Genomic DNA, 22,006 nt, shown 5'->3' on the forward strand with positions numbered 1-22,006 from the left:
GAGTGTCCCAGGGGTGGCTTTCCGGCCATACGGCGCACGCGTGGGTGCGCTTTCCGTCGTCCGTCTGATCTCATGACTGTCTGCCTAACGCTGACATGCCCATGACTTTTACGCCGGTACGGTCACAAAGGGGACACCCGCATGGACGGACGCGCGTACGACATCAGCCGCAGAGGTTTCCTCGGAGCGGGCGCCGGAGCAGGGGCCGCGCTGCTCCTGGCCACTCCCGCCGACGCGGAGGCGAGCGCCCCCGGGAGAACGCTGTCGTTCACGTCCGGCACCAACGCGGGCGTGACCGCCTCCCCCGACGGAACACGCCTGATCATCGAGGTCCAGGGCGTCCTGTGGTCCCTCCCGGGCACCGGCGGCACGGCCACGGCGCTGACCGACGTCACCCTGGAGCCCACCCGCCCGACCTGGTCACCGGACGGCACGACGGTCGCCTTCTGCGCCTACCGGGGCGGCGGCTTCCACCTGTGGACCATGGCCCCCGACGGCTCCGGGCTCAGACAGCTCACCTCGGGACCCTGGGACGACCGGGGTGTCAGCTGGTCCCCGGACGGCCGACACCTCGCCTTCTCCTCCGAGCGCGCGAGCAGCGACGTCACCGGCGGCTCGTACGACATCTGGACGGCCGAGGTCGCCACCGGCCGCCTCACCCGGCTGACGTCCACACCGGACGCCGAGGACTACGACCCGGTGTGGCACCCCGACGGCGACCGCATCCTGTTCGTCCGCGCCGAGAAGGGCGTCGCCCGCACCATCGCCTCGGTCCCGGCCACGGGCGGCGACGCCGCTGTCGTGCGGACCGTCGACAGCGGCAGCCTCCTCGGGCCCGCCGTCGCACGGGACGGACGGCTCGCGTACGTGTGGCTGAGCGCGCCGACCGTCGCCGCCTACTCGGCGAGCGCCCAGCTCGTCGTGGACGGCACGGTCGTCTCCGGGGACGAGGACGTGTCACCGCAGCCGCCGAGCTGGACGGCCGACGGACAGCTCCTCTACTTCGCGGACGGCAAGGTCGTCCGGCGCACGGGCGCCACGAGGACCCTCGTGCCGTTCACCGCGCGCACCCGGGTGACCCGCACACCCCGCCCCGGCAAGCCGCGCGACTTCGACTCCACCCGCCGACGCGCCGTACGCGGCGTGCACTTCCCCGTGCTCGCGCCCGACGGCCGCTCGGTCGCGTTCTGCGCGCTGGGCGCCCTGTGGCACCTGCCGATCGGCGGACAGCCGCGCAGACTCGTCGAATCCGACCCCGCACACTACCTCCAGATGCCGTCCTGGAGCCGCGACGGCCGCAGCCTCGTCTACGTCCACGACCGCGACGGCCTCGCCGCCGTCCACCGCTTCGACCTCGCCGACGGCACGGACACGGTCCTCGCCTTGGGCGGCCGGGTCAACCCCGCGCTCGCACCGGACCGTTCACGGCTCGCCTGCCACGACATCACCGGCAACCTGATCGTCGTGGACCTCGCCGACGGCACCGAGAAGCTGCTCGCCGCGCCGCTGGGCGCGAACGGCCTGCCCGGCAGGCCGAGCTGGTCGCCCGACGGCCGCTATCTCGCGCTGTGCGACCGCAACCGGCTCAACCAGCGCTTCCGCGAGGGCTACAACGTCATCCGGATCGTCGACACCCGCGACGGCACCTCCCGCACCTACCTGCCGCGCCCGCACGCCTCCCTCGCCGACCGCTACGACAGCGGCCCCGTCTGGTCACCCGACGGCACGCACCTCGCATACATCGCGGAGTCCGCGCTGTGGGTGCTGCCGGTACGGCCGGACGGCACACCCGACGGCGAACCGCGCCGCCTCACCGACGACCCGGCCGACCACCCCTCCTGGTCCGGCGACTCCCGACGGCTGCTCCACCTCTCGGGCGCCGCACTGAAGCTGACCGCCGTGGACGGCACCGGAACCCGGACCGTCCCCGTCCCGCTGCGCACCGCCCGCCGCCTCCCGCCCCGCACGGACGTCGTCCGCGTCCACGCGGGACGCCTCTGGGACGGCACCGGGGAACGCGTCCGCGAGGACGTCGACATCGTCATCGAAGGCAACCGCATCACCTCCGTCGAACCCCACCGCGCGGCCCGCCCCGGGGAACGGCCCGTCGACGCGTCCCGGCAGACGGTCCTGCCGGGCCTGTGGGACGCCCACACGCACACCTACCAGAACATCTACGGCGGCCGTCAGACCCGCCTGAACCTCGCCTACGGCATCACCAGCACCGCTTCCCTCGGCGGATTCGCCTACGAACAGGCTCGGTTGAAGGAGGCGGTCGACGGCGGCGCGCTGGACGGCCCGCGCCTGTTCACGACCGGCGAGCTGATCGACGGCAGCCGCGTCGCGTACAGCATGGGCCGCGCCCACGGCACGCGGGACGGGGTGCGCCGCAGCCTCGAACGCGCCGGGGCCCTCGACTACGACTTCGTGAAGACGTACGTCCGCGCCCCCGCCGCCACGATGGCCGAAGCCGCCCGCACGGCACGGGAGCTGGGCGTCCCGGCGGGCAGCCACCTGCTCACCCCCGGCCGCCAGGCCGGCCAGACCCTCACGACCCACCTCCTCGCCACCCAGCGCCAGGAGTTCAGCCGGGCGCTGTCCCCGACCGGCCACTCCTACCAGGACGTCCACGAGATCTACCGGAGCGGCGAGTTCGCGCTGGTCGTCACCCCGTTCGCCGCGCTGTACGTCCTGGGGGTCGATCCCGGACTCGCCCAGGACCCGAGGGTCACGAACCTGATGCCGCCCTGGGACGTCGCCACCGTCCGCAACGCGGCCGGCACCGCGCCCACGCCGGACCAACTCCGGGGCCTGGCCATCGAGATGGGGATCTACCGCGAGGTTGTGGAAGAGGGCGGCACCCTCGCGCTCGGCACGGACGCCCCGCTCAACCCGGTCGGCCTGCACGTCCACCTGTCGCTGCGCGCCCTGCACCGGTACGGCGGCTTCACGCCGGTCCAGGCGCTGACCAGCGCGACGTCCGTCCCGGCGCGCGTGTTCGGGGTCGCCGACGACCTCGGGACCGTCGAGCCGGGCAAGCTCGCCGACCTCACCGCCGTCGACGGCGACCCGTTCACCGACTTCGGCGACCTGGTCCGCACGGCGTGGACGATGCGCGACGGCACCGTCCACCGCCCGGCGGACCTGCTCGACGAGACGGACCGGACGACCCTGCACGCGGGGACGGACTGGCTCGCCGTGGGGGAGATCCTGCACCGGGACGGGTGCTGCGCCGGCTGACTCCCCTTTTTTTTCAGGCCCCCGCCGGTTTCAGCCCCCCCGGCGGGGCTCCTCAACTCCCTGTCGCCGACTTCCAGTTCTCCACGTACGCCGACAGGTTCGCGGCGACGTCGTCCCAGTCCGGGGTGAAGACCTCGACCCCTGCCATCAGCTTCGCCAGCGCCGCGGCGTCGGCGTCCGTGGCCTTCACGTCCTTGCGGGCGCTGAACCCGCCGCCGACCGAGCTGACTTCCTGCTGGGCCTCGCGGCTCAGCAGGAAGTCGAGGAGCTTCCTGCCGTTGGCGGAGTGCGGGGCCTTGGTGACGAGGCCGGCCGCGTAGGGGAGGGCGAAGGTGGTCGGCCTCCCGCCCCGCGGCGCCGGGAACCAGATCCCCAGGTTCGGCATCGTCTTCGCCTGCGCGTAGTTCATCTGCACATCCCCGTTCGCGACGAGGAGTTCACCCTTGTCGACCTTGGGCGCGAGCTTGCCGGTGGAGGCGGAGGGGCCGACGTTGTTGGCCTGGAGCCTGCCGAGGAAGTCCAGGGCGGGCTTCTCCCCGCCGAAGTCGTGCATCGCCTTGATCAGCACGGCGGTTCCGTCACCGGCGACACCGGGGGTGGAGTACTGGAGCTTGTTCCTGTACTTCCCGTCGAGAAGCTCCTGCCACGTCGTGGGCGGCTGCTTCAACTCCTTCTTGTCGTAGACGAACCCGAAGTAGTTGTCGACGACGGACGTCCAGGTCCCGTCGGCCGCCCTGGTCGCGGTGCCCGAGCCCTGCGGCGCGTACGTCTGCAACAGGCCCTTGCCGTCCGCCTGTTGGATGAACGGCGGCAGCGTGACGAGGACATCGGCCTGCGGATTGCTCCTCTCGCGGACGACACGCTGCACCATCTCGCCCGAACCCCCCTCCACGTACGCGACCTTGATACCGGTCCGCTTCGTGAAGTCGGCGAAGACCTTGTCGTACCAGCCGTCCCCGTTCTCGCCCTTGAGGCCGTCGGCGCTGTAGACGGTGACGACCTCGGCGTCGGAGGAGGCGGCGGAGGTCCCGCACGCGGAGGCGAGGACGAGGAGGGACACGGCGATGCTGAGCTTGACAGGGTGACGGGGCATGGCGGTTGGACTCCAGATGTTCAGCGGTACGACGCTCTGGTGCGGACCCGGGACACGGCGGACAGGACGAGCAGAGTGGCTGCCATCAGCACCACCGCGAGCGCGGACCCCGCGAACAGGGCACCCCGGTCGGTGGCGGAGTGGATCAGGACCGGCAGCGGGGTCCAGTCCGGCGGATACAGCATCACCGTGGCGCTCAACTCGCCCATGGACAGGGCGAAACAGAGGCCGACGGCGGCGGTGAGCGACGGCAGCAGCAACGGCAGCCGCACCCGCCACAGCACGTACGAGGGACGCGCGCCCAGCGAGGCCGCCGCCTGCTCGTACGCCGGGTCGAGCCGGGCCAGCGCCGCCGACACCGACTGGTACGCGAACGCCGTCACCAGCACGGTGTGCGCGAGGACCACGATCCACCGCGTGCCGTTCAGCAGCAGCGGCGGCTTCGAGAAGGCGACCAGCACCGACAGCCCCACCACGACCGACGGCACGGCGACGGGGAGCACGAACAGGGCGTCCAGGACCCGCCGTTCACGCTTCCCGAGCGCGGACCCGGCGAGCGCGGCCCACGTGCCGACGGCCAGCGCCAGCAGGCTCGCGGCGGTCGCCGTGAACAGGCTCGTGGTGAGGGCCTTGAGGGAGTCGCCGCTCGTCGCGGAACGGTAGTTGGCGCTCGTCGGACCCGAGGGCAGGACGCCGGACCAGTGCGTCGCGAACGACGCGCCGAAGATGACGAGCAGAGGCAGCGCGAACAGCGGCAGGAACAGCACGAGGAACACCGCCCACACTGCCCGCTTTGCTCCACGGCTATGCACCAGCACGACGGCTCACCACCCGGTACACCGCGTAAAGACCCACGGACAGCGCGACGTTGACGACCGCCACCACGCAGGCGCCCGCGTAGTCCGACTCCAGGATCGCCTTGCTGTAGATCAGCAGCGGCAGCGTCGTCACGCCCTTCGCCCCGGTGAACAGCACGATCCCGAACTCGTTGAGGCACAGCACCAGCACGAGGCTCCCGCCGGCCGCGAGCGCGGGCAGCGCCTCCGGCAGGATCACCCGCCGCACGATCCTCGGCGCCCGCGCCCCGAGACTCGACGCCGCCTCGATCTGCGCGGTGTCGAGCTGCGAGAACGCGGCGAGCAGGGGCCGCATCACGAACGGCGTGAAGTACGTGACCTCGGCGAGCAGCACACCCCAGGGCGTCGTCAGGAACGGGAACGAGCCGACGACGCCGGTCGTGCCGTAGATGAACAGCAGGGCGAGCGTGATCAGGAACGACGGGAAGGACAGGAACACGTCCACGAACCGCGCGACCGCCCGCGCCCCGGGGAACGGGACGAACGCGATGACCAGCGCCAGGAAGAACCCCAGCACCAGACACCCGGCGGTCGAGGCGAGCGCCAGCCACACGGTCGTCCACAGCGCCTGCCGGAACGCCTCGGAGGCGAAGACGTCCGTGTACGGCTGGAGGGACGTGCCGCCGGAGTCGGGCTGGAAGGACTGCTGGACGACCAGGGCCAGCGGGTAGAGGAAGAAGACCGCGAGCAGGGCGACGGGAGGCAGCGTCCACAACAGGCGTCTAGTCATGGAGCAGCACCGCGTCCTCGGGGGAGAAGTGCAGGGTGACGTGCGCGCCGTGCACCGGAGGGTCCCGCAGCTCGCGCACGTCGGCCATCACGGTGTGTCCGGCGACCTCGACGTACAGCCGGTGCGTGGCGCCGCGCCACTGGATCTCCCGTACGGGGCCGGTGAGTTGGTTCGGCCCGTTGCCCAGCCCGACCAGATGCGGGCGGACACACAGCGTGGCCGGACCGGTCACGCTCTTCGCGTCGACCTGCATCCGTGTGCCCGCGAACTCCGCGACTCCGTTGGCCACGTGGACCGGCAGCAGGTTCGCGCCGCCCACGAACGACGCCGTGAACTCGTTCCCCGGCGCCCGGTACAGCTCCCGGGGCGTCCCGCACGCCTGGAGCCGGGCCCGGTCGAGGACCGCGATCCGGTCGGCCAGCGTCAGCGCCTCGACCTGGTCGTGCGTGACGTACAGGATCGTCACGTCCGGCAACTCCCGGTGCAGCCGCGCGAGTTCGGCGAGCATCTCGGACCGCAGCCGGGCGTCGAGCGCCGACAGCGGCTCGTCGAGGAGGAGCACCTCGGGGCGGATCGCCAACGCCCTTGCGATGGCGACGCGTTGCTGCTGGCCGCCGGACAACTCCCGGGGACGGCGCCGCGCGTACGCCCCCATCCCGGTCAGCTCCAGCGCCTCACCGACCCGTCGCCGGATCTCGCCCCGGTCGACGCGGCGCGCCTTCAGCCCGAACGCCACGTTGTCCTCGACCCGCAGGTGCGGGAACAGCGCGTACTGCTGGACGACCATCCCGATGCCCCGCCGATAGGGCGGTACGTCGGTCACGTCCCGTTCGCCGAGGAACACCCGCCCCGCCGACGGCCGCACGAACCCGGCGACGGCCCGCAGCGCGGTCGTCTTCCCGGACCCGGACGGCCCCAGCAGCGCCATCACCTCACCCGGCGCGACGGTCAGGTCGAGCGCGTCGAGGACGGTGTGCCCGTCGTAGGCGACGCTCACGGAGTCGAAGCGGATCACGTCAGGACTCCGGTCAACTCGGCGACGGAACCCAGGACTTGATGGGCACCGGCCGCCCGCAGCGCCTGCGCGTCGTGCGCCCCGGTGAGCACCCCCGCGACGAGCCCGGCTCCGGCGCGCACGCCGCTGAGCACGTCGTACGTCGTGTCCCCGACGACCGCGACCTGCCGGACGTCCTCGGCGGCCTTCGTCCGCACGAACGCCTCCAGCACCAGGTCGGGGTACGGCCGCCCCCGGCCGCCCGCGTCCGCCGGGCACAGGGTGAGCGCCGCGAGGCCGCGCCAGCCGAGCGCGTCGAGGATCGCGTCCTGAGTGACGCGGGAGAAGCCGGTGGTCAGGACGACGGTCCGGCCCTCGGCGGTGAGCTGCTCGACCGTCTCGCGGGCGCCGGGGAGCGGGGCGATCAGGCCGTCGGCGACGAGGTCGCCGTACGCCTGCTCGAAGGCGGCGTTGGCGCGCCGGGCGGTCTCCTCGGTCTGGAGGAGGTGCCGGAAGACGGAGATCTTCGACTCGCCCATCGTGGCGCGCACGTAGGCGAGTCGGTCGGGGGTGGGGTCGAGGCCCAGTGAGGCCAGGGCCGTCGTGAAGGCGCGTTCGACCAGGCCGCCGTCGGCGACGGTCGTGCCGGCCATGTCGAGGACGACGAGGCGGATGTCGTGCGGCAGGCCGGTGGTCATGGTGGTCATGTCGGTGGTCATGTGGTTCACCAGCCCAATTGCTCTGCGGTGGTCTCGGCGATCGCGGGCGCGCAGGTCATGCCGCGTCCGCCGGGGCCCGTGACGAGCCAGACGCCGTCGCGGACCTGCTGGCGGTGCACGACACGGCTGGTGTCGAGGCACTGCGCGTACACGCCCGCCCAGCGGCGCCGGATCGGGGGGAGCGGTCGGCCGAGGAGGGACTCGACGACGCCGGCCAGGTGCTCGTAGGGGTCCTCGACGGTGTCGAAGGAGAAGGGGTGCTCGTACTCGTGGGTGTCGCCGACGGTCAGGCCGCCGTCCGCGCGCTGGACCATGAGGAGCTGCATCCGGTGCTCGGCCGCCGTATCCGGCTGCGGGCGGCCGGAGTTGAGGGCGTCCAGGGCGGGGGAGGCGTACGCCGGGTAGTAGCGGAAGCTGTCCGCGTCCGCGACCGACGTCGTCAGCGGCTCGCCCAGCGGCGCGGTCTGCATCATCTGCAACCGGACGCGGCGCACGGGGAGGTGGGGCCCGGCCAGCTCGTGCACCAGGCCGCCCAGCCAGGCGCCGGTGCACAGGACGACGGCGTCGCCCGTGTGCAGGTCGCCGTGGTCGTCGCGGACCGCGCGCTCGCCGATCACCTCACGGACCTCGCGGCCCGGGAGGAACGTGTAGCGCGGGTTCGTCAACAGCTCGGCGCGCAGGGCGCGTTGGGCGGTGCGGGGTTCTACGGCCGCGTCCCGGGCGCAGTACAGGGCCGCGTCGAACTCCCCGCGCAGCGCCGGGTTCAGCGCCCGCGCCTCGCCGGGCGTCAGCAGCTCGTATCCGCGTACGTCCGCGTCGCCCCGCGCCGCCGCGTACTCGGCGACGGCGCGTTCGAGGGCGCCGCGTACGACGGTGAGGGACCCGTTCGCGCGGAAGCCGAGCGCCGGGACGCGCTCGCCGATCCCCTCCCACAGCTCCCTCGCGCGCAGCGCGGCCGACAGCTCCTCGCCCTCCGCGCGCCCGCTCACCCAGACGAGCCCGAAGTTGCGCAGCGACGCGCCCCGGGCCTCCGCCTCGCGCTCGATCTGTACGACCTCGTGGCCGCGTTCCAGTGCTTGCCAGGCGTGCAGGGTGCCCACCACGCCGGCTCCGACGACTATCACTCTCACGACCGCCACGCTCCTCGCCGTGCGGGAACCGGAAGGGTCCGGCTGACGACGGGAGCATGAACCGGCCATCACGTTTGGGCTAGACCCGTTATTATCTCGTGATGAAAGCTAGGGTGGATCATCGCCTTTTGTCAGTTCTTGAGGTGTGCCGAGAACGAGAACCGGTCACCCCGGTACAGGCTCCGCACCCGCTCCAGCGGACGCCCCTGCGCGTCCCGCGACACCCGGTGGATCAGCAGCATCGGCAGCGCCGGGGGCGTCCCGATCAGCAGCGCCTCGCGCGGCGTCGCGAGCACCGTCTCGATGCGCTCGTCGGCCTGCCCGAGCCGGATGCCCTGGCCGCCCATGTAGGCGTAGAACGAGGAGTCCGGGTCGAACTCGGCGTCCAGGCGCGGGAGCCGGGCCACGGACACGTACGTGCTCTCCAGGCCCACCCGCTCGTCGTCGGCCAGCAGCACCCGCTCCAGGTGCCACACCGGCTCGCCGCGCGTCAGCCCCGTCTCCTCGGCCAGCGGCGCCGGGCACGGGAACCGGTCGAGGGCGACCAGGCTGCGGCCCGGCGTCCGGCCTTGCCTGCGTACGCCCTCCGTGTAGCTGGCCAGCGCGAGCGGCTGTTCCAGCTTCGGCCCCGCGACGACGGTCCCCCGGCCCCGCCGGCGCAGCTTGCCCTCCAGGAGCAGTTCCCGCAGCGCCTGCCGCACCGTCTCGCGGGCCACGTCGTACCGCTCGGAGAGGTCCCGCTCGGTGGGGATGACAGCGCCCTCGCCGAGTTCGCTCACGAGGTCGTCCAACTGGGCCTTGACCGCGTAGTACTTGGGCACACGGCCGTGCTCGGGGACGCCGGCGCGGACGGGGGCGCCGGGGTGCTGATCGTTCGGGTAGTCCACGGGTGGACCGTACACGGACCCCGCCGTACGTCTTCGTACGACGGCCGAACCGCTCCTTGCTGCATCATGCACAGCTGCGTAGCGTCGGAACCGGTCCCACGGAGGTGCGCGATGGCCGAGCTCCGACTCCCCTTGCCCGCCGACGGCCCGCTGGAGCCGCCGCCCGCCTGGGCGGAACTGCGCCGCGCGTGCCCGGTCGCGTCTGTCCGCCTCCCCAGCGGCGACGAGGCGACGCTCCTGACCCGCTACGACGACGTACGCGCCCTGCTCTCCGACCCCCGCTTCGCCCGCCCCACCGCCGAGGACGGCGCCGCCCGGCTCGCCCCCGAGGGCGCGGGCGGCCCCGTCGTCGACGGCGAGCTCCAGGACGCCGTACCCGACCGGGGCGAGGGCCACCAGCGGTGGCGCCGGCAGGTCGGCAAGTACTTCACCGCCAAACGCATGACCGCCCTGCGCCCCGCGATCACCGAACGCGCCGAGGCGCTCGTGGACGCGATGGCCGAGCGGGGCCGACCCGCCGACCTGAAGGGCGCGTTCGGGTTCCCGCTGCCCGTGTACGTGATCTGTACGATCCTCGGGGTCCCCGCCGAGGACAGCGACCGCTTCTCGCACTGGTCCGACGCCTTCCTCAACGTCAGCCGCTGGACGAAACAGGAGAGCGCGGCGGCGTACACGGAGTTCGACGCGTACATGTCCCGGCACATCGCGCACGTCCGCGAGCACCCCGGCGACGACATGATCAGCATGTTCATCGCCGACCAGCCCGACGTCACCGACGCCTGGCTGCTGCGCACCGGCATGGGACTGCTCGTCGCCGGGCACGAGACGACCGCCAACGCCATCGGCAAGACCGTCGCGATGCTGCTGGCCGACCGGGCACGCTGGGAACAACTGCTGGCCGAACCGGAGCTGGTGCGCACGACCGTCGACGAGGCGCTGCGCCTGGACGTCAACCTCGGCTTCGGACTGCGGCGTTACCTCACCGAGGACGTCGAGGTCGGCGGCGCGGTGCTGCCGCGCGGCGCCACCGTCGTCTGCGCCCTGCCCGCCGCCAACCGGGACGCGGCGGCCTTCGAGGACCCCGACCGCATGCTGCTCTCCCGCACCCCCAACCCGCACCTCGCGTTCGGCGCGGGCCCGCACTCCTGCCTGGGGCAGAGCCTCGCCAGGACCGAACTCCAGGTCGCCCTTGAGGTGCTGCTGCGGCGGCTGCCCACGCTGCGGCTCGCCGTGCCGGTCGGTGAACTGCGGCGCGTGGAGGGCCTGTTGGTGGGCGGGCTGAGCGAAGTGCCGGTGACGTGGTGAGGATCGCCGTCGACCGTTCGCTGTGCTGCGGCGCGGGGAACTGCGTCCTCGTCGCGCCCGGGGTGTTCGACCAGGACGAGGACGACGGGGTCGTGGTGCTGCTCACGGAGACGCCCGCTGTGTCGGACGAGACCCGGGCGCGGGAGGCCGCGGCGATGTGCCCCGCCTCCGCGATCACGTTGCGTGAGGATGCGCACCGGGATGCGTGAGGGGTGAGTCGACCTTAGGGTGAGGCCGCGAGGGGGCCCTCCGGAAAGGTCAACGATGAGAAAGCCACCGTCGGCACTGGCTCTGGCCGCCGTCGCTGCGCTCGTCTGCTCCTGCGGCACCGCATCCGCCCCCGGGCCCGGACAGCGCGGCGCCGCCGCCGCGAACCTGGCCGACAGAGCCGGCTTCCGGGTCGTCACGACCGGCCTCGGCGACCCGTACGAGATGATCCAGGGCCCCGACGGTCACCTGTGGCTCACCGAGAAGTCCGGCCTCAAAGTCACCCGCGTCGACCCCGGGACCGGCACCAAGACCACCGCCCTCGACCTGACCCGCAGGGCCGTCCGCGCCCAGGGCGGCAAGGACGGCGTCCTCGGCCTCGCCCTGCACCCCGACTTCGGCAAGAAGAAGGGCAGCGACTACGTCTACCTGTCCTACAGCTCCATGGACGGCGCGAAAGAAGCCGCGAGGATCGTCCGCTACACCGCGAAGAACGGGAAGCTCTCCGGCGAGTACACCGTCCTCAGCGGCCTCCCCGCCGGCGACGACCACCAGGGCGGACGCCTGCGCTACGGCCCCGACGGCAAGCTCTACTACTCGATCGGCGACCAGGGCGCGAACTACCTCGCCCACTACTGCGACCCCAACCAGGCCCAGAACCTGCCCACCGCCGCCCAGGTGAAGAAGAAGGACTGGTCGGCGTACCCCGGCAAGATCCTGCGCATGAACCCCGACGGCTCGATCCCGCACGACAACCCCGAGCTGAACGGCGTCCGCAGCCACGTCTACGCCTACGGCATGCGCAACCCCAACGGCATGGACTTCCGGGGCGAGGAGCTGTACACCGCCGAGAACGGCCCCCTCACCGACGACGAGTTCAACCGCGTCGACAAGGGCGGCAACTACGGCTGGCCGAACGTCGCCGGATACCAGGACGACAAGGCGTACGTCTACTCGAACTGGGCCAAGGCCGAGGGCGGCTGCCGCAACCTCACCTTCACCCCCGACCCCGGCAAGGCCCCCGCACAGGTGCCGACCAGCCGGGAACGCGACTTCACCAAGGACATGAAGGCGCCGCTCAGCACCTACGGCACGACCGTCGCCACCGGACACGACTTCGGCGTCACCCCGGTGTGCACCGACGCGAACACGTCCTACATGTGCTGGCCGACCATGGCACCCGGCGGCCTCAAGGCCGCGGGGGACGCGTTCCTCGTCACCTCCCTCAAGAACGGCACCGTCTACCGGCTCACCCAGGACGGCACGTCCTTCACGCAGCTCCACCGGAGCGTCAACCGCTACCGCGACGTCGCCCTGAGCCCCGACGGCAAGACCCTCTACATCGCCACCGACAGCGGCGGACTCGTCCACGGCCCCGGCGGCACCCCCACCGGCAAGCTCGCCAACCCCGGCGCGATCCTCGCCGTCCCCTACGGAAAGTGAGACCCGATGATCCAGCACGACGAACGGGACGACAGGCATTCGGAGCGCCCCGACGAGACGACCGACCAGACCGCCTGGCACCGGCCCACCTACCAGATCGTCGAGGCGTCGATGGAGATGTCGGCGTACTTCCTCAGCGACCGGTAGGGGCGCGCCGTGCGCCTGCATGTCCTGGGTACGGCGGCCGGAGGCGGCGTCCCGCAGTGGAACTGCGCGTGTCCCGGGTGCTCGGGGGCGCGCGCGGTGCCGTCCTGGCGGCGGCTGCACGCGTCGATCGCCCTTGAGGTCGAGCCCGGCCGGATCTATCTGGTCAACGCGACTCCTGACATCGGCGAACAGATCGAGCGCTGCGGGTGGTTGCGCCCCGACGGGCGGCGCACTCCTCTCGCGGGGGTGATCCTCACCGACGCCGAACTCGATCACACGCTCGGGCTGGCGCGGCTCCGGGAGGCGGACGAGCTGGAGATCATGGCGACGGACGCGGTGCGCAAGGCGGTGGGCGAGGGGCTGCGGCTGGAGGAGACCCTCGCGCCGTATGTGCGGTTGCGGTGGCGGGACGTGGACGGGGCTTCGCTGGTGCCGGTGTCCGGTAAACGGCCGAGGTACGCGCGGGAGTTCCCGGCAGGTGATGGCGGGTGGGTGAGCGCGCTGAGCATCGGGGGGCTGGTGTACGCGCCGGCCATGGGGGTGTGGCCCGCCGGGTTCGGGGAAGGGGCGGACGTCGTGTTCGCCGACGGGACGTTCTGGGACGAGGACGAGCCCCGGCGGTGCGGGTTCTCGGAGAAGACGGCCACCGAGATGGGGCACCTGCCGATCGCCGCGACGCGGGAGCGGCTCGCCGCGCTGTCCGCACGGTGTTTCTACACGCACCTCAACAACACCAATCCTCTCGTGGACCCCGACGCGCCCCAGCACGCGGAGCTGCGGGGCGTCGAGGTGGCTTCGGAAGGGATGTCCCTCACATGGTGATCGGTTCGACCGGCTCGATCGGTTCAGTCGACACGGCGGGTTCTTGGAAGTCGGGCCGGGCGGACCGGGCGAGCCCAGTGGACCGCGCGGCTTTCGAGCGCGAGCTCAGGGCCGTCCCCGAACACCACTACCACCACCGCCACCCCTTCAACCTCCGCATGCACCAAGGCGCGTTGACCCCCGCCGAACTGCGCACCTGGATCCTCAACCGCTTCCACTACCAGCGGCACATCCCCGTCAAGGACGCCCTGATCCTCGCCAAGCTCGACGACCCCGCCCTGCGCCGCATGTGGGTGCGCCGCATCACCGACCACGACGGCACCGGCGACGACGAGGGCGGCATCGAACGCTGGCTGCGCCTCGGCGAGGCCGCCGGACTCGACCGGGCCGACCTCCTCGCCGGGGACCGGGTGCTGCCGGGCGTACGGCTCGCCGTCGACGGGTACGTCAACCTCTGCCGCAACGCCGGCCCCCTCGAAGCCGTCGCCGCGTCCCTCACCGAACTCTTCGCGCCGGACCTGATGACGACCCGGATCGCCGCCTTCGAGCGGCACTACCCGTGGATCAGGCCCGAGGGACTCGCCTACTTCACCTCCCGCGTCTCCCAGGGCCGCCGGGACAGCGGCGAAGCGCTCGCCCTCGTCCTGGACTGGGCCCGCACCCGCGCCGACCAGCAGACCGCCGTCGCCGCGCTCTCCTACAAGTGCGAGGTGCTGTGGACCCTGCTGGACGCCGTCGACCGGGCGTCCGCATGACCTGGCGACCGGCCCTCAGCCCGTACGCGCGCGTACGGGACTGTCCGGTAAGGAAACGGACACTGCTGATCGTTCCTGAACGGATCGTCGTCCTCAGTACCGAGGCCGCCGCAGTGGTCGGCCTGTGCGACGGCACCCGGACCGTCCCCGAGATCCGCGCCGCCCTCGGGGACGGCGACGGCATCGCAGAGTTCCTGGACGACGTGAAGGAGCGCGGATGGCTGCGCTGAACCCGCCGTGGGCCATGCTGGCCGAGCTGACCCACGGCTGCCCCCTGCGCTGCCCCTACTGCTCCAACCCCACCGAACTCGTCCGCCCCGCCGACGAGTTGGGCACGGACGACTGGCTGCGCGTGTTCGCCGAGGCCGCCCGCCTCGGCGTCGCACACGCCCACCTCTCCGGCGGCGAACCCCTGCTGCGCCGCGACCTCGCCGACCTGGTCGCGGGCGCGGCGGACGCCGGGATCTACGCCCAACTCGTCACCAGCGGCATCGGGCTGACCTCCGCGCGGCTAGACGAGCTGATCGCGGCCGGACTGCCCAGCGTCCAGCTCTCCGTGCAGGGCGCGGACGCCGCGAGTGCCGAACGCATCGCCGGGCGCCGGTCGTTCGCCGCGAAGGCCAGGGCCGCCGCGCTCGTCCGGGACGCCGGACTGCCGCTCGGCCTCAACGTCGTCCTGCACCGGCACAACCTCGACCGGCTCGACGAGATCATCCGGCTCGGCGTCGACTGGGGCGCCGTACGCATCGAACTCGCCAACACCCAGTTCTACGGCTGGGGGCTGCGCAACCGGGCCGCGCTCATGCCGAGCCGGGAGCAACTGGCCCGCGCGCAGCGGGTCGTCGAGGAGTGGCGGGGGCGGACCGGGACGGAGCTGATCTGGGTCGTGCCGGACTACTTCGACGGGGTGGCGAAACCCTGCATGGGCGGCTGGGGCGCGATCTCCCTGACCGTGGCTCCCGACGGGCGGGTCCTGCCCTGCCCCGCCGCCTACGACCTGCCGCTCGACGCGCCCGACGTCCGCGAGCACTCGCTGAGCTGGATCTGGCACGAGTCACCCGCGTTCAACGCCTACCGGGGCGGCGACTGGATGCCCGACCCCTGCCGGTCCTGCCCCCGCAAAGAGGCCGACTTCGGAGGGTGCCGGTGCCAGGCGTTCGCGCTAACCGGGGACGCGGGCCGCACCGACCCGGCGTGCTCGCTGTCGCCGGACCACGGGCTGATCGCCGAACTGTCGGCCGTGCGCGGCGGGGAGTTCGCCTATCGGGGGTACGTGGCCGGAAATCGTCAGCTGGCACACGGGCGGACTAGAGTGCGGGAATCGTCGACGCGTACCCCGAAAAGCGAGGTGTACGCCTCTGAGAGACGGAGAATCACGGAATGACCCGGGGGAGACCCGAGCGCAAGCAGCGGGCCAACGGCGTGGAGTCGCGGCGGCGCATCCTCGACGCGGCGGTCGAGATCGCGGGGGAGCGGGGGTACGAGGGCACGTCGATCGCGGCCGTCAGCGCCAAGTGCGGACTGCCCCCCAGCTCGATCTACTGGCACTTCAAGGACAAGGACGACCTGATCGCCGCCGTCATCGAGCGCAGCTTCGAGACCTGGCTGACGGCCGTCGAACTGCCCGGCGAGGACGCGGGGACCCCGCTGGAACGGGTCATGACCATGGCCGCGAACGTCGCCCGCTCCCTGCTCGACGCGCCCGACTTCCTGCGGCTCGGGCTGATGCTCGCGCTGGAGCGGCGGCCGGTCGAACCCCGGGGGCGGGGCGTCTACCTGGACGTCCGGGAGGCGGCGCGGCAGCGCGTCGCCGAGGTCGTCCGGGCCCTGTTCCCGGGGCTGGACGAGAAGGCCGTCGACATCCTCGTCACCTACGCCGTCGCCGGGGCCGACGGGCTCTTCGTCCAGCGCGAGATCGGCGGGGACATCGACCTCGTCGGGATGTTCGAGCTGCACGCGCGGACCGTGTACGCGATGGCGGAGGGGATGCCGGCCGGGGGGTGAGGGCCGGCCGGCGGGGCTTCGGGCGGCGGTGCGGGTCAGGCCCGCGCCTCGACCACCGCGAACACGCCGCGCACCCGGTTGCCCTCCAGGTCGCTCCACGCGCCGGTCACATGGCCGAGCGCGTCCGCCGGAGGGGCGTCGGGCACGGCGGTCAGGAGGCGGTTGAAGCGGACGGCGGGACCGCCCGGCGTCGTGAGCGTCGTACCGTCGGCCGTCTCGGTCACCGTCACCTCGCCGGACAGCAGCGGTGCCCCGCCCGCGTACGCGTGGGTGACCTCCTCGTCCAGGGCGTCGCTCGTGCTCTGGGCCTGCGCCGGGAGCCGCCCCTGGAGGAACGCGGCCAGGGCGCCGGTCAGCACCGGGTCGTGGACGCCGTCGTACGCCCAGCGCTCTCCGAGGACGCCGTGCTCCAGGGTGGTGATGAGCGCGTGGTCCGCGCCGGAGAGGGGGGCGGAACGGTAGGTGAGGGGGACCAGGTAGGCGTGCGGGCCCTCGGCGTCGGTGGCGACGAAGAACTCGATGCCGACCTCGCCCTCGGGGTCGTCGAGCCGGAAGCCCCCGGCCTTGGCAAGCTGCGGGACGGCCGTACCGCCCTGGTACCACGCGCGCGTGGGGAGCCACGTGGTGAGGAATTCGAGCTTGGTCGGCTTGAGCCAGGTGCGATGAATGATCGACATGTTCAGGGATTCTCCATCAGGGTCCGCGATGATCGAAACTGTTTCATCCGGGGTCGCGTCCTGAACGACTGAGCCAAGATCAACGACCGTGAGGACGGACGACCATGGCACGAACGAACACCCCGCGACGCCGCACCCTCCTCGCCCTGGGCGCCGGAGCGGCCCTGACAGCGGCCGTGGCGCCCCCGGCCCACGCCGCCGGCAGGGACGTCTTCGCCGGCCTGGAGGAGGAGTACGCCGCCCGGCTGGGCGTCTTCGCCCACGACACCGCGACCGGGAGGACGCTGACGCACCGCGCGGACGAACGGTTCCCGATGTGCTCGGTGTTCAAGGCGCCGGCCGCGGCGGCCGTCCTGCGCGAGGGCCTGGACCCGACCAAGCGCATCCACTACACGCAGCAGGAGCTGACGGACTCCGGATACGCGCCCGTCACCGAGAAGCACCTCGACACCGGCATGACCGTCGGGGAACTCTGCGCCGCCGCCGTCTCCCACAGCGACAACGCCGCCGCCAACTTCCTCCTGCGCGAACTCGGCGGCCCCACCGCCATCACCCGCTTCGCCCGCTCCCTCGGCGACCCCGTGACCCGCCTCGACCGCTGGGAGCCCGACCTCAACTCCGCCGAACCCTGGCGTACGACGGACACGACGACACCCCACGCGATCGCCCGCACCTACGCTAAGTTCCTCCTCGGCGACGTCCTGCGGCCCGCCGACCGCACCCGCCTCACCTCCTGGATGGTCGCCAACTCCACCAACGTCACCCGCTTCCGCGCCGGACTCCCCGCGGACTGGATCCTCGCCGACAAGACGGGCGGCGCGGGCTCCTACGGCGTCGCCAACGACGTCGGCGTGGTGTGGCCGCCCGGCCGGGCGCCGCTGGTGATCGCGGTGCTGACGACGACGTACGCGGCCGAGGGGCCCTCGAAGAACGAGCTGGTGGCCAAGGCGGCGGCGCGGGTGGCGGCGACGCTGACCTGAGGCGGGTGAGGGGTGGCCGGGCGCCCGGCCACCCCGTTCATGCGCGCGGGCGCGGGTGCCCGTCGGGGGAGCGAAAGTTTCCGTGACTCCCGTGGGGCCGGGTGACCTTGACGGCCCCGGCGAGGGCGTGTGAGGTGTTTATCGCTACAAACGATCACCTCAGCGTCGTACAAGTCACCGTATGTCTCCCGGGAGTAGCTGTGCCCAAGGCCACCGCGGTCGTCAACCTGGACATCGAAGGGCCGACGATCAGCCGGCACCTCTACGGTCACTTCGCCGAGCATCTCGGGCGCTGCATCTACGGCGGGTTCTGGGTCGGGGAGGACTCCGAGACACCCAACGAGGGCGGGATCAGGCTCGACGTCGTCGAGGCGCTGCGCGCGCTGAACATCCCCAACCTGCGCTGGCCCGGCGGGTGTTTCGCGGACGAGTACCACTGGCGGGACGGGATCGGGCCGCGCGAGGAGCGGCCCCGGATGGTCAACACGCACTGGGGGAACGTCGAGGAGAACAACCACTTCGGCACCCACGAGTTCATGGCCCTGTGCGAACTCCTCGGCGCCGAGCCGTACATCAGCGGGAACGTCGGCTCCGGGACCGTGCGGGAGATGAGCGAGTGGGTCGAGTACCTGACCCGCGACGGCGACAGCCCGATGGTGCGGCTGCGCAAGGACAACGGCCGTGATGAGCCGTGGAAGGTGAAGTACTGGGGGATCGGCAACGAGACCTGGGGCTGCGGCGGCAACATGCGCGCCGAGTACTCCGCCGACCTGGCCCGCCAGTACGCCACGTACTGCCGCGACCACGGCGACAACAAGCTGTACCGGATCGCCTCCGGCGCCTCGGACGCCGACTACAAGTGGACCGAGACGCTGATGCAGCAGATCAGCTGTTTCGGATGCGACGCGACACCCAGGAACTTCTTCCAGGGCGTGTCCGTTCACTACTACACACTGGCCGGACCGTGGGAGGCGAAAGGCAGCGCGACCGCATTCGACACCGACGACTACTACCGCACGATGCTCGCGGCCCGCCGCATCGACGACATCCTCACCGGACACTCCACCGTGATGGACATCTACGACCGTGGCCGCACGGTCGGCCTGGTCCTCGACGAATGGGGCACCTGGTGGGACGTCGAGCCGGGCACCAACCCGGGCTTCCTCTTCCAGCAGAACACCATGCGCGACGCGCTCGTTGCCAGCACGCACTTTGACATCTTCCACAAGCACGCGGCCCGCCTGCACATGGCGAACATCGCCCAGACGGTCAACGTCCTCCAGGCGATGATCCTCACCGACGGCGACCGGCTGGTCCTCACTCCGACGTACCACGTGTTCGAGATGAACAAGGACCACCAGGACGCCACCTCACTCGCAGTCCACCTCAAGGCCGACGAGGCCCGACGCACCGTCGCCGGGGCGGAACTCACGACCGTCTCCGTCTCCGCCAGCGTCAAGAACGGCAAGGTCCTCGTCTCCCTCTCCAACCTCGACGCCGAAGAACCGGCGGAGGTCACCCTCGATCTGCGGGGAGGCACCCTCGGCGACCCGGTCGCCCGGCTCCTGACGGCCGGCCGCGTCCAGGACCACAACACGCCCGAGCAGCGGGACACGGTCGCGCCGCGCCCCTTCGACGGGGTCAAGGCGACGGACGGCGGCCTGACCCTCACCCTGCCCCCGCACTCCTTCCTCACCCTCCAGGCCCCGCTGACCTGACCCGTGGCGACCATCCAGGACGTGGCGAAGGCGGCCGGGGTGTCCGCGATGACCGTCTCCAACGTCATCAACGGCCACCCCCACGTACGGCGGGAGACCCGCGACAAGGTCCTCGCGGCGATGGCCCGGCTCGACTACCGGGTCAACGTCGCCGCCCGCAACCTCCGCAAGGGCCGCACCGGCACGATCGGCCTCGCCGTGCCCGAGGTCGACAGCCCGTACTACAGCCGCCTCGCCGCCGGCGTCATCACCGCCGCCGGACGCCACGGCCTGCGCGTCGGCATCGAACAGACCGGCGCCACGCGGGAGAGCGAACTCGACGCCCTCTCCCTCTCCCGCAACCGCCTCTACGACGGCCTCCTGCTCAGCGCCGTCGGCCTGGCGCAGACCGACGCCGAACGCCTCACCGTCGAGCACCCCGTGGTCGTGCTCGGCGACCGCATCGTCGGCGGACCCGTGGACCACGTCGGCATGCCCAACCTGGAGGCGTCCCGGGCGGCCGTCGCCCACCTCGTCGAGCGGGGGTGCCGGCGGATAGCGCTGGTCTGCGGAGACGTCGACGAGATCGACACCTCCAGCCTGCGCCACGCCGGCTACCGGCAGGCCCTCACCGACGCGGGGGTGCCGTACGACCCTGAACTGGTCCGCAGGGTCGGCCGGTTCGGGCTCGCCGAGGGTGCCCGGTGCGCGCGGGACCTGGTCGCCGGGGGCCTGGACTTCGACGGCGTGTTCTGCGTGACCGACACCCTCGCGACGGGCGTCCTGCGCGGCCTCGCCGACAGCGGCGTCCGCGTTCCCGGACAGGTCAAGGTCATCGGGTTCGACGACATCGCCGAGAGCGCGTACCTCGTCCCGTCCCTGTCCAGCGTCGACCCCGACCACGACGGCATGGCCGAACACGCCGTCACTCTCCTCGTCACCCGCATCGAACAGCACGAACCCCCGGCCCGGTACGAGGAGTTCGTCAGCGGCTTCAGGCTCGTGATCCGCGAGTCGACCGGCGGCCCGTAAGGAGCGACCTGATGAGCCTCGTGGCGGCGTCGGGAGGAAAGTGCCTGGTGACGCGGGGTTGGTCGGGTACACGTCACGCGGTATCGTCGCCCCGACAACGACGGCAGGACGGAAGCCGGTGAGATCCCGGCACGGTCGCGCCACTGTGTGCCCCGCGGTCTCTTCGAGGCAGGGGTGAGTCAGACCCGTAGCCGTCGTACGGAGCACCACCGAGACGGGACGCGAACTCCCGAAGGAGGCCCTGCCATGGCGCAGCACGTCGCCCAGCCGACCACCGCCACCACCCCGCTCAAACTGCCCTTGAAGGCCATCGCCCCCTGGGCCGTCTTCTTCGGCGTCCTCATGCTGATCCTGCTGTACTTCGTCGGCGCCGAGCAGGGCGCCACCGCACTCCTCTCCGGCGAAGAGGTCCACGAGTGGGTGCACGACGCCCGCCACCTGCTCGGCTTCCCCTGCCACTGACCCGAGGGACGCCGACACTCCATGAACTCCGCAACCGTACGGAACCTGCTCGTGCGGGGCATGCTCGCCGGTCTCGCGGCCGGCGTGCTCGCCCTGATCGTCGCCTACGTCCTCGGTGAACCCTCCGTCGACAGGGCGATCGGCTTCGAGGAGGCCCACTCCCACGAGCACGGCCACGAGGTCGAACTCGTCTCCCGCTCCCTCCAGTCCACCGCCGGACTCGCGACCGGCGTCCTCGTTTACGGGGTCGCCTTCGGCGGGATCGCGGCCCTCGCGTACTGCTTCGCCCTCGGCCGCGTCGGACGCTTCAGCCCCCGGGCCACCGCGCTGCTCCTGGCCGGCTGCGCGCTGGTCGCCGTCTACGTCGTCCCGTTCCTCAAGTACCCGGCCAACCCGCCCGCCGTCGGGGACGGCGACACCATCGGGAAGCGCACCACCCTGTACTTCCTGATGCTGGTCCTCAGCGTCCTGCTCGCCGTCGCCGCGACCCTCCTCGGCAAGCGGCTCGCGCCTGGCCTGGGCAACTGGTGGGCGACGGTTGTCGCGGTGGGCGCGTTCGTCGCCGCGATCGGGGTGGCGTACGTGTTCCTGCCGTCCGTGAACGAGGTGCCCGCCGATTTCCCCGCGACCGTCCTGTGGCGGTTCCGGCTCTCCGCGCTCGCCATCCAGGCGACGCTGTGGACCGGATTCGGGCTGGCCTTCGGGGAGTTGGCGCATCGGCTGCTGAGGCCTGATCCTGTGACCCGGCGGGAGGCTGTCAGCGTCTGACACCTGAGGGTCTCGATTGCGGGGCCCTTACGTGTTTGCTGGTGCTGGTGCTGGTGC

General features: G+C 71.9%; 23 protein-coding genes and 1 riboswitch. Of the genes, 15 read left to right on the top strand and 8 right to left on the bottom strand.

Translation table 11 applies throughout. The features are described from left to right. The first annotated feature begins 141 nt into the window (after positions 1–141). Positions 142–3,240 carry an amidohydrolase family protein gene (locus AOK24_RS18980; protein WP_055721259.1) on the top strand — a complete coding sequence of 1,033 codons (3,099 nt, stop codon included), beginning with the start codon at positions 142–144 and terminating at the stop codon, positions 3,238–3,240. Positions 3,241–3,292: 52 nt separating this feature from the next. On the opposite strand, the gene AOK24_RS18985 is transcribed toward AOK24_RS18980, so the two are convergent. The 7 genes from AOK24_RS18985 to AOK24_RS19015 all read right to left on the bottom strand — a co-directional run bounded on the left by AOK24_RS18985 (position 3,293) and on the right by AOK24_RS19015 (position 9,650). Next, positions 3,293–4,333 (bottom strand): 2-aminoethylphosphonate ABC transporter substrate-binding protein, encoded by a 1,041-nt coding sequence (locus tag AOK24_RS18985; protein WP_055721260.1) that lies wholly within the window; start codon positions 4,331–4,333, stop codon positions 3,293–3,295. A 20-nt stretch (positions 4,334–4,353) separates the two neighbouring features. Continuing rightward, on the bottom strand, positions 4,354–5,151 hold the full coding sequence (locus AOK24_RS18990; RefSeq protein WP_206191230.1) for an ABC transporter permease: 798 nt from the start codon (positions 5,149–5,151) through the stop codon (positions 4,354–4,356). Then, positions 5,138–5,920, bottom strand: coding sequence for a 2-aminoethylphosphonate ABC transporter permease subunit (locus tag AOK24_RS18995; RefSeq protein ID WP_055721262.1), 783 nt, complete (start codon positions 5,918–5,920; stop codon positions 5,138–5,140). Before AOK24_RS18995 ends, AOK24_RS18990 begins: the two co-directional genes overlap by 14 nt. Then, positions 5,913–6,935, bottom strand: a complete 1,023-nt coding sequence (locus AOK24_RS19000; protein ID WP_055721263.1) for an ABC transporter ATP-binding protein — start codon at positions 6,933–6,935, stop codon at positions 5,913–5,915. The genes AOK24_RS18995 and AOK24_RS19000 overlap by 8 nt, the downstream gene beginning before the upstream one ends. Next, positions 6,932–7,633, bottom strand: coding sequence for an HAD family hydrolase (locus AOK24_RS19005; protein ID WP_055721264.1), 702 nt, complete (start codon positions 7,631–7,633; stop codon positions 6,932–6,934). Before AOK24_RS19005 ends, AOK24_RS19000 begins: the two co-directional genes overlap by 4 nt. Positions 7,634–7,638: 5 nt before the next feature. Further along, entirely contained in the window at positions 7,639–8,763 is a 1,125-nt protein-coding gene (locus AOK24_RS19010) for a TIGR03364 family FAD-dependent oxidoreductase (protein WP_055721279.1), read from the bottom strand. Positions 8,764–8,894: 131 nt separating this feature from the next. After that, positions 8,895–9,650 (bottom strand): GntR family transcriptional regulator, encoded by a 756-nt coding sequence (locus tag AOK24_RS19015; RefSeq protein WP_055721265.1) that lies wholly within the window; start codon positions 9,648–9,650, stop codon positions 8,895–8,897. A gap of 111 nt (positions 9,651–9,761) precedes the next feature. Between AOK24_RS19015 and AOK24_RS19020 the strand changes: the two genes are divergently transcribed. The 9 genes from AOK24_RS19020 to AOK24_RS19055 all read left to right on the top strand — a co-directional run bounded on the left by AOK24_RS19020 (position 9,762) and on the right by AOK24_RS19055 (position 16,333). Next, a complete protein-coding gene (locus tag AOK24_RS19020) occupies positions 9,762–10,955 on the top strand; it encodes a cytochrome P450 (RefSeq protein WP_055721266.1) in 1,194 nt (397 codons plus the stop codon). Then, on the top strand, positions 10,949–11,164 hold the full coding sequence (locus AOK24_RS19025; protein WP_420876674.1) for a ferredoxin: 216 nt from the start codon (positions 10,949–10,951) through the stop codon (positions 11,162–11,164). The genes AOK24_RS19020 and AOK24_RS19025 overlap by 7 nt, the downstream gene beginning before the upstream one ends. Positions 11,165–11,219: 55 nt before the next feature. Beyond that, entirely contained in the window at positions 11,220–12,605 is a 1,386-nt protein-coding gene (locus tag AOK24_RS19030) for a glucose/sorbosone family PQQ-dependent dehydrogenase (protein WP_055721267.1), read from the top strand. A 6-nt stretch (positions 12,606–12,611) separates the two neighbouring features. Continuing rightward, positions 12,612–12,752 (top strand): pyrroloquinoline quinone precursor peptide PqqA, encoded by a 141-nt coding sequence (locus AOK24_RS47600; RefSeq protein ID WP_107103992.1) that lies wholly within the window; start codon positions 12,612–12,614, stop codon positions 12,750–12,752. 9 nt (positions 12,753–12,761) lie between these two features. Continuing rightward, the gene (gene pqqB / locus AOK24_RS19035; protein WP_055721268.1) at positions 12,762–13,574 is read left to right on the top strand and encodes a pyrroloquinoline quinone biosynthesis protein PqqB; all 813 of its coding nucleotides are present in this window, start codon (positions 12,762–12,764) and stop codon (positions 13,572–13,574) included. 77 nt (positions 13,575–13,651) lie between these two features. Next, positions 13,652–14,329, top strand: a complete 678-nt coding sequence (gene pqqC / locus AOK24_RS19040; RefSeq protein WP_055721269.1) for a pyrroloquinoline-quinone synthase PqqC — start codon at positions 13,652–13,654, stop codon at positions 14,327–14,329. Further along, complete coding sequence (locus AOK24_RS19045) at positions 14,326–14,559, top strand: hypothetical protein (RefSeq protein ID WP_055721270.1); 234 nt, start codon at positions 14,326–14,328, stop codon at positions 14,557–14,559. Before pqqC ends, AOK24_RS19045 begins: the two co-directional genes overlap by 4 nt. Next, entirely contained in the window at positions 14,547–15,713 is a 1,167-nt protein-coding gene (pqqE, locus tag AOK24_RS19050; RefSeq protein ID WP_240553999.1) for a pyrroloquinoline quinone biosynthesis protein PqqE, read from the top strand. Before AOK24_RS19045 ends, pqqE begins: the two co-directional genes overlap by 13 nt. Then, positions 15,710–16,333: a TetR/AcrR family transcriptional regulator gene (locus tag AOK24_RS19055; RefSeq protein WP_055721271.1), complete on the top strand. Its 624-nt coding sequence runs from the start codon at positions 15,710–15,712 to the stop codon at positions 16,331–16,333. The genes pqqE and AOK24_RS19055 overlap by 4 nt, the downstream gene beginning before the upstream one ends. Positions 16,334–16,368: 35 nt before the next feature. Here the strand turns inward: AOK24_RS19055 and AOK24_RS19060 are convergent, their stop codons facing one another. Then, positions 16,369–17,010 (bottom strand): maltokinase N-terminal cap-like domain-containing protein, encoded by a 642-nt coding sequence (locus tag AOK24_RS19060; protein ID WP_055721272.1) that lies wholly within the window; start codon positions 17,008–17,010, stop codon positions 16,369–16,371. Between the two features lie 104 nt (positions 17,011–17,114). Between AOK24_RS19060 and bla the strand changes: the two genes are divergently transcribed. The 5 genes from bla to AOK24_RS19085 all read left to right on the top strand — a co-directional run bounded on the left by bla (position 17,115) and on the right by AOK24_RS19085 (position 21,949). Beyond that, the gene (gene bla / locus AOK24_RS19065) at positions 17,115–17,990 is read left to right on the top strand and encodes a class A beta-lactamase (RefSeq protein ID WP_055721273.1); all 876 of its coding nucleotides are present in this window, start codon (positions 17,115–17,117) and stop codon (positions 17,988–17,990) included. Between the two features lie 200 nt (positions 17,991–18,190). Then, positions 18,191–19,708, top strand: a complete 1,518-nt coding sequence (locus AOK24_RS19070) for an alpha-N-arabinofuranosidase (RefSeq protein ID WP_055721274.1) — start codon at positions 18,191–18,193, stop codon at positions 19,706–19,708. A gap of 3 nt (positions 19,709–19,711) precedes the next feature. After that, entirely contained in the window at positions 19,712–20,719 is a 1,008-nt protein-coding gene (locus tag AOK24_RS19075) for a LacI family DNA-binding transcriptional regulator (RefSeq protein WP_079056883.1), read from the top strand. 61 nt (positions 20,720–20,780) lie between these two features. Then, positions 20,781–20,929, top strand: a riboswitch (cobalamin riboswitch). Between the two features lie 36 nt (positions 20,930–20,965). Continuing rightward, positions 20,966–21,181: a CbtB domain-containing protein gene (locus AOK24_RS19080; RefSeq protein WP_055721275.1), complete on the top strand. Its 216-nt coding sequence runs from the start codon at positions 20,966–20,968 to the stop codon at positions 21,179–21,181. A gap of 21 nt (positions 21,182–21,202) precedes the next feature. Beyond that, positions 21,203–21,949 (top strand): CbtA family protein, encoded by a 747-nt coding sequence (locus AOK24_RS19085; protein WP_055721276.1) that lies wholly within the window; start codon positions 21,203–21,205, stop codon positions 21,947–21,949. The last annotated feature ends 57 nt before the right edge of the window (positions 21,950–22,006 follow it).

The organism is Streptomyces niveiscabiei (genome assembly GCF_001419795.1).
Taxonomy (GTDB): Bacteria; Actinomycetota; Actinomycetes; order Streptomycetales; family Streptomycetaceae; genus Streptomyces; species Streptomyces niveiscabiei.

Excerpts from the sequence above, each read along its gene's own strand:
- AOK24_RS19020 (WP_055721266.1), top strand. The coding sequence starts at position 9,762 with ATGGCCGAGCTCCGACTCCCCTTGCCCGCCGACGGCCCGCTGGAGCCG.
- AOK24_RS19080 (WP_055721275.1), top strand. The coding sequence starts at position 20,966 with ATGGCGCAGCACGTCGCCCAGCCGACCACCGCCACCACCCCGCTCAAA.
- AOK24_RS18995 (WP_055721262.1), bottom strand. The coding sequence starts at position 5,920 with ATGACTAGACGCCTGTTGTGGACGCTGCCTCCCGTCGCCCTGCTCGCG.
- AOK24_RS19060 (WP_055721272.1), bottom strand. The coding sequence starts at position 17,010 with ATGTCGATCATTCATCGCACCTGGCTCAAGCCGACCAAGCTCGAATTC.
- AOK24_RS19085 (WP_055721276.1), top strand. The coding sequence starts at position 21,203 with ATGAACTCCGCAACCGTACGGAACCTGCTCGTGCGGGGCATGCTCGCC.
- pqqE (WP_240553999.1), top strand. The coding sequence starts at position 14,547 with ATGGCTGCGCTGAACCCGCCGTGGGCCATGCTGGCCGAGCTGACCCAC.
- AOK24_RS19045 (WP_055721270.1), top strand. The coding sequence starts at position 14,326 with ATGACCTGGCGACCGGCCCTCAGCCCGTACGCGCGCGTACGGGACTGT.
- AOK24_RS18980 (WP_055721259.1), top strand. The coding sequence starts at position 142 with ATGGACGGACGCGCGTACGACATCAGCCGCAGAGGTTTCCTCGGAGCG.
- AOK24_RS47600 (WP_107103992.1), top strand. The coding sequence starts at position 12,612 with ATGATCCAGCACGACGAACGGGACGACAGGCATTCGGAGCGCCCCGAC.
- AOK24_RS19005 (WP_055721264.1), bottom strand. The coding sequence starts at position 7,633 with ATGACCACCGACATGACCACCATGACCACCGGCCTGCCGCACGACATC.
- bla (WP_055721273.1), top strand. The coding sequence starts at position 17,115 with ATGGCACGAACGAACACCCCGCGACGCCGCACCCTCCTCGCCCTGGGC.
- AOK24_RS18985 (WP_055721260.1), bottom strand. The coding sequence starts at position 4,333 with ATGCCCCGTCACCCTGTCAAGCTCAGCATCGCCGTGTCCCTCCTCGTC.
- AOK24_RS19030 (WP_055721267.1), top strand. The coding sequence starts at position 11,220 with ATGAGAAAGCCACCGTCGGCACTGGCTCTGGCCGCCGTCGCTGCGCTC.
- AOK24_RS19055 (WP_055721271.1), top strand. The coding sequence starts at position 15,710 with ATGACCCGGGGGAGACCCGAGCGCAAGCAGCGGGCCAACGGCGTGGAG.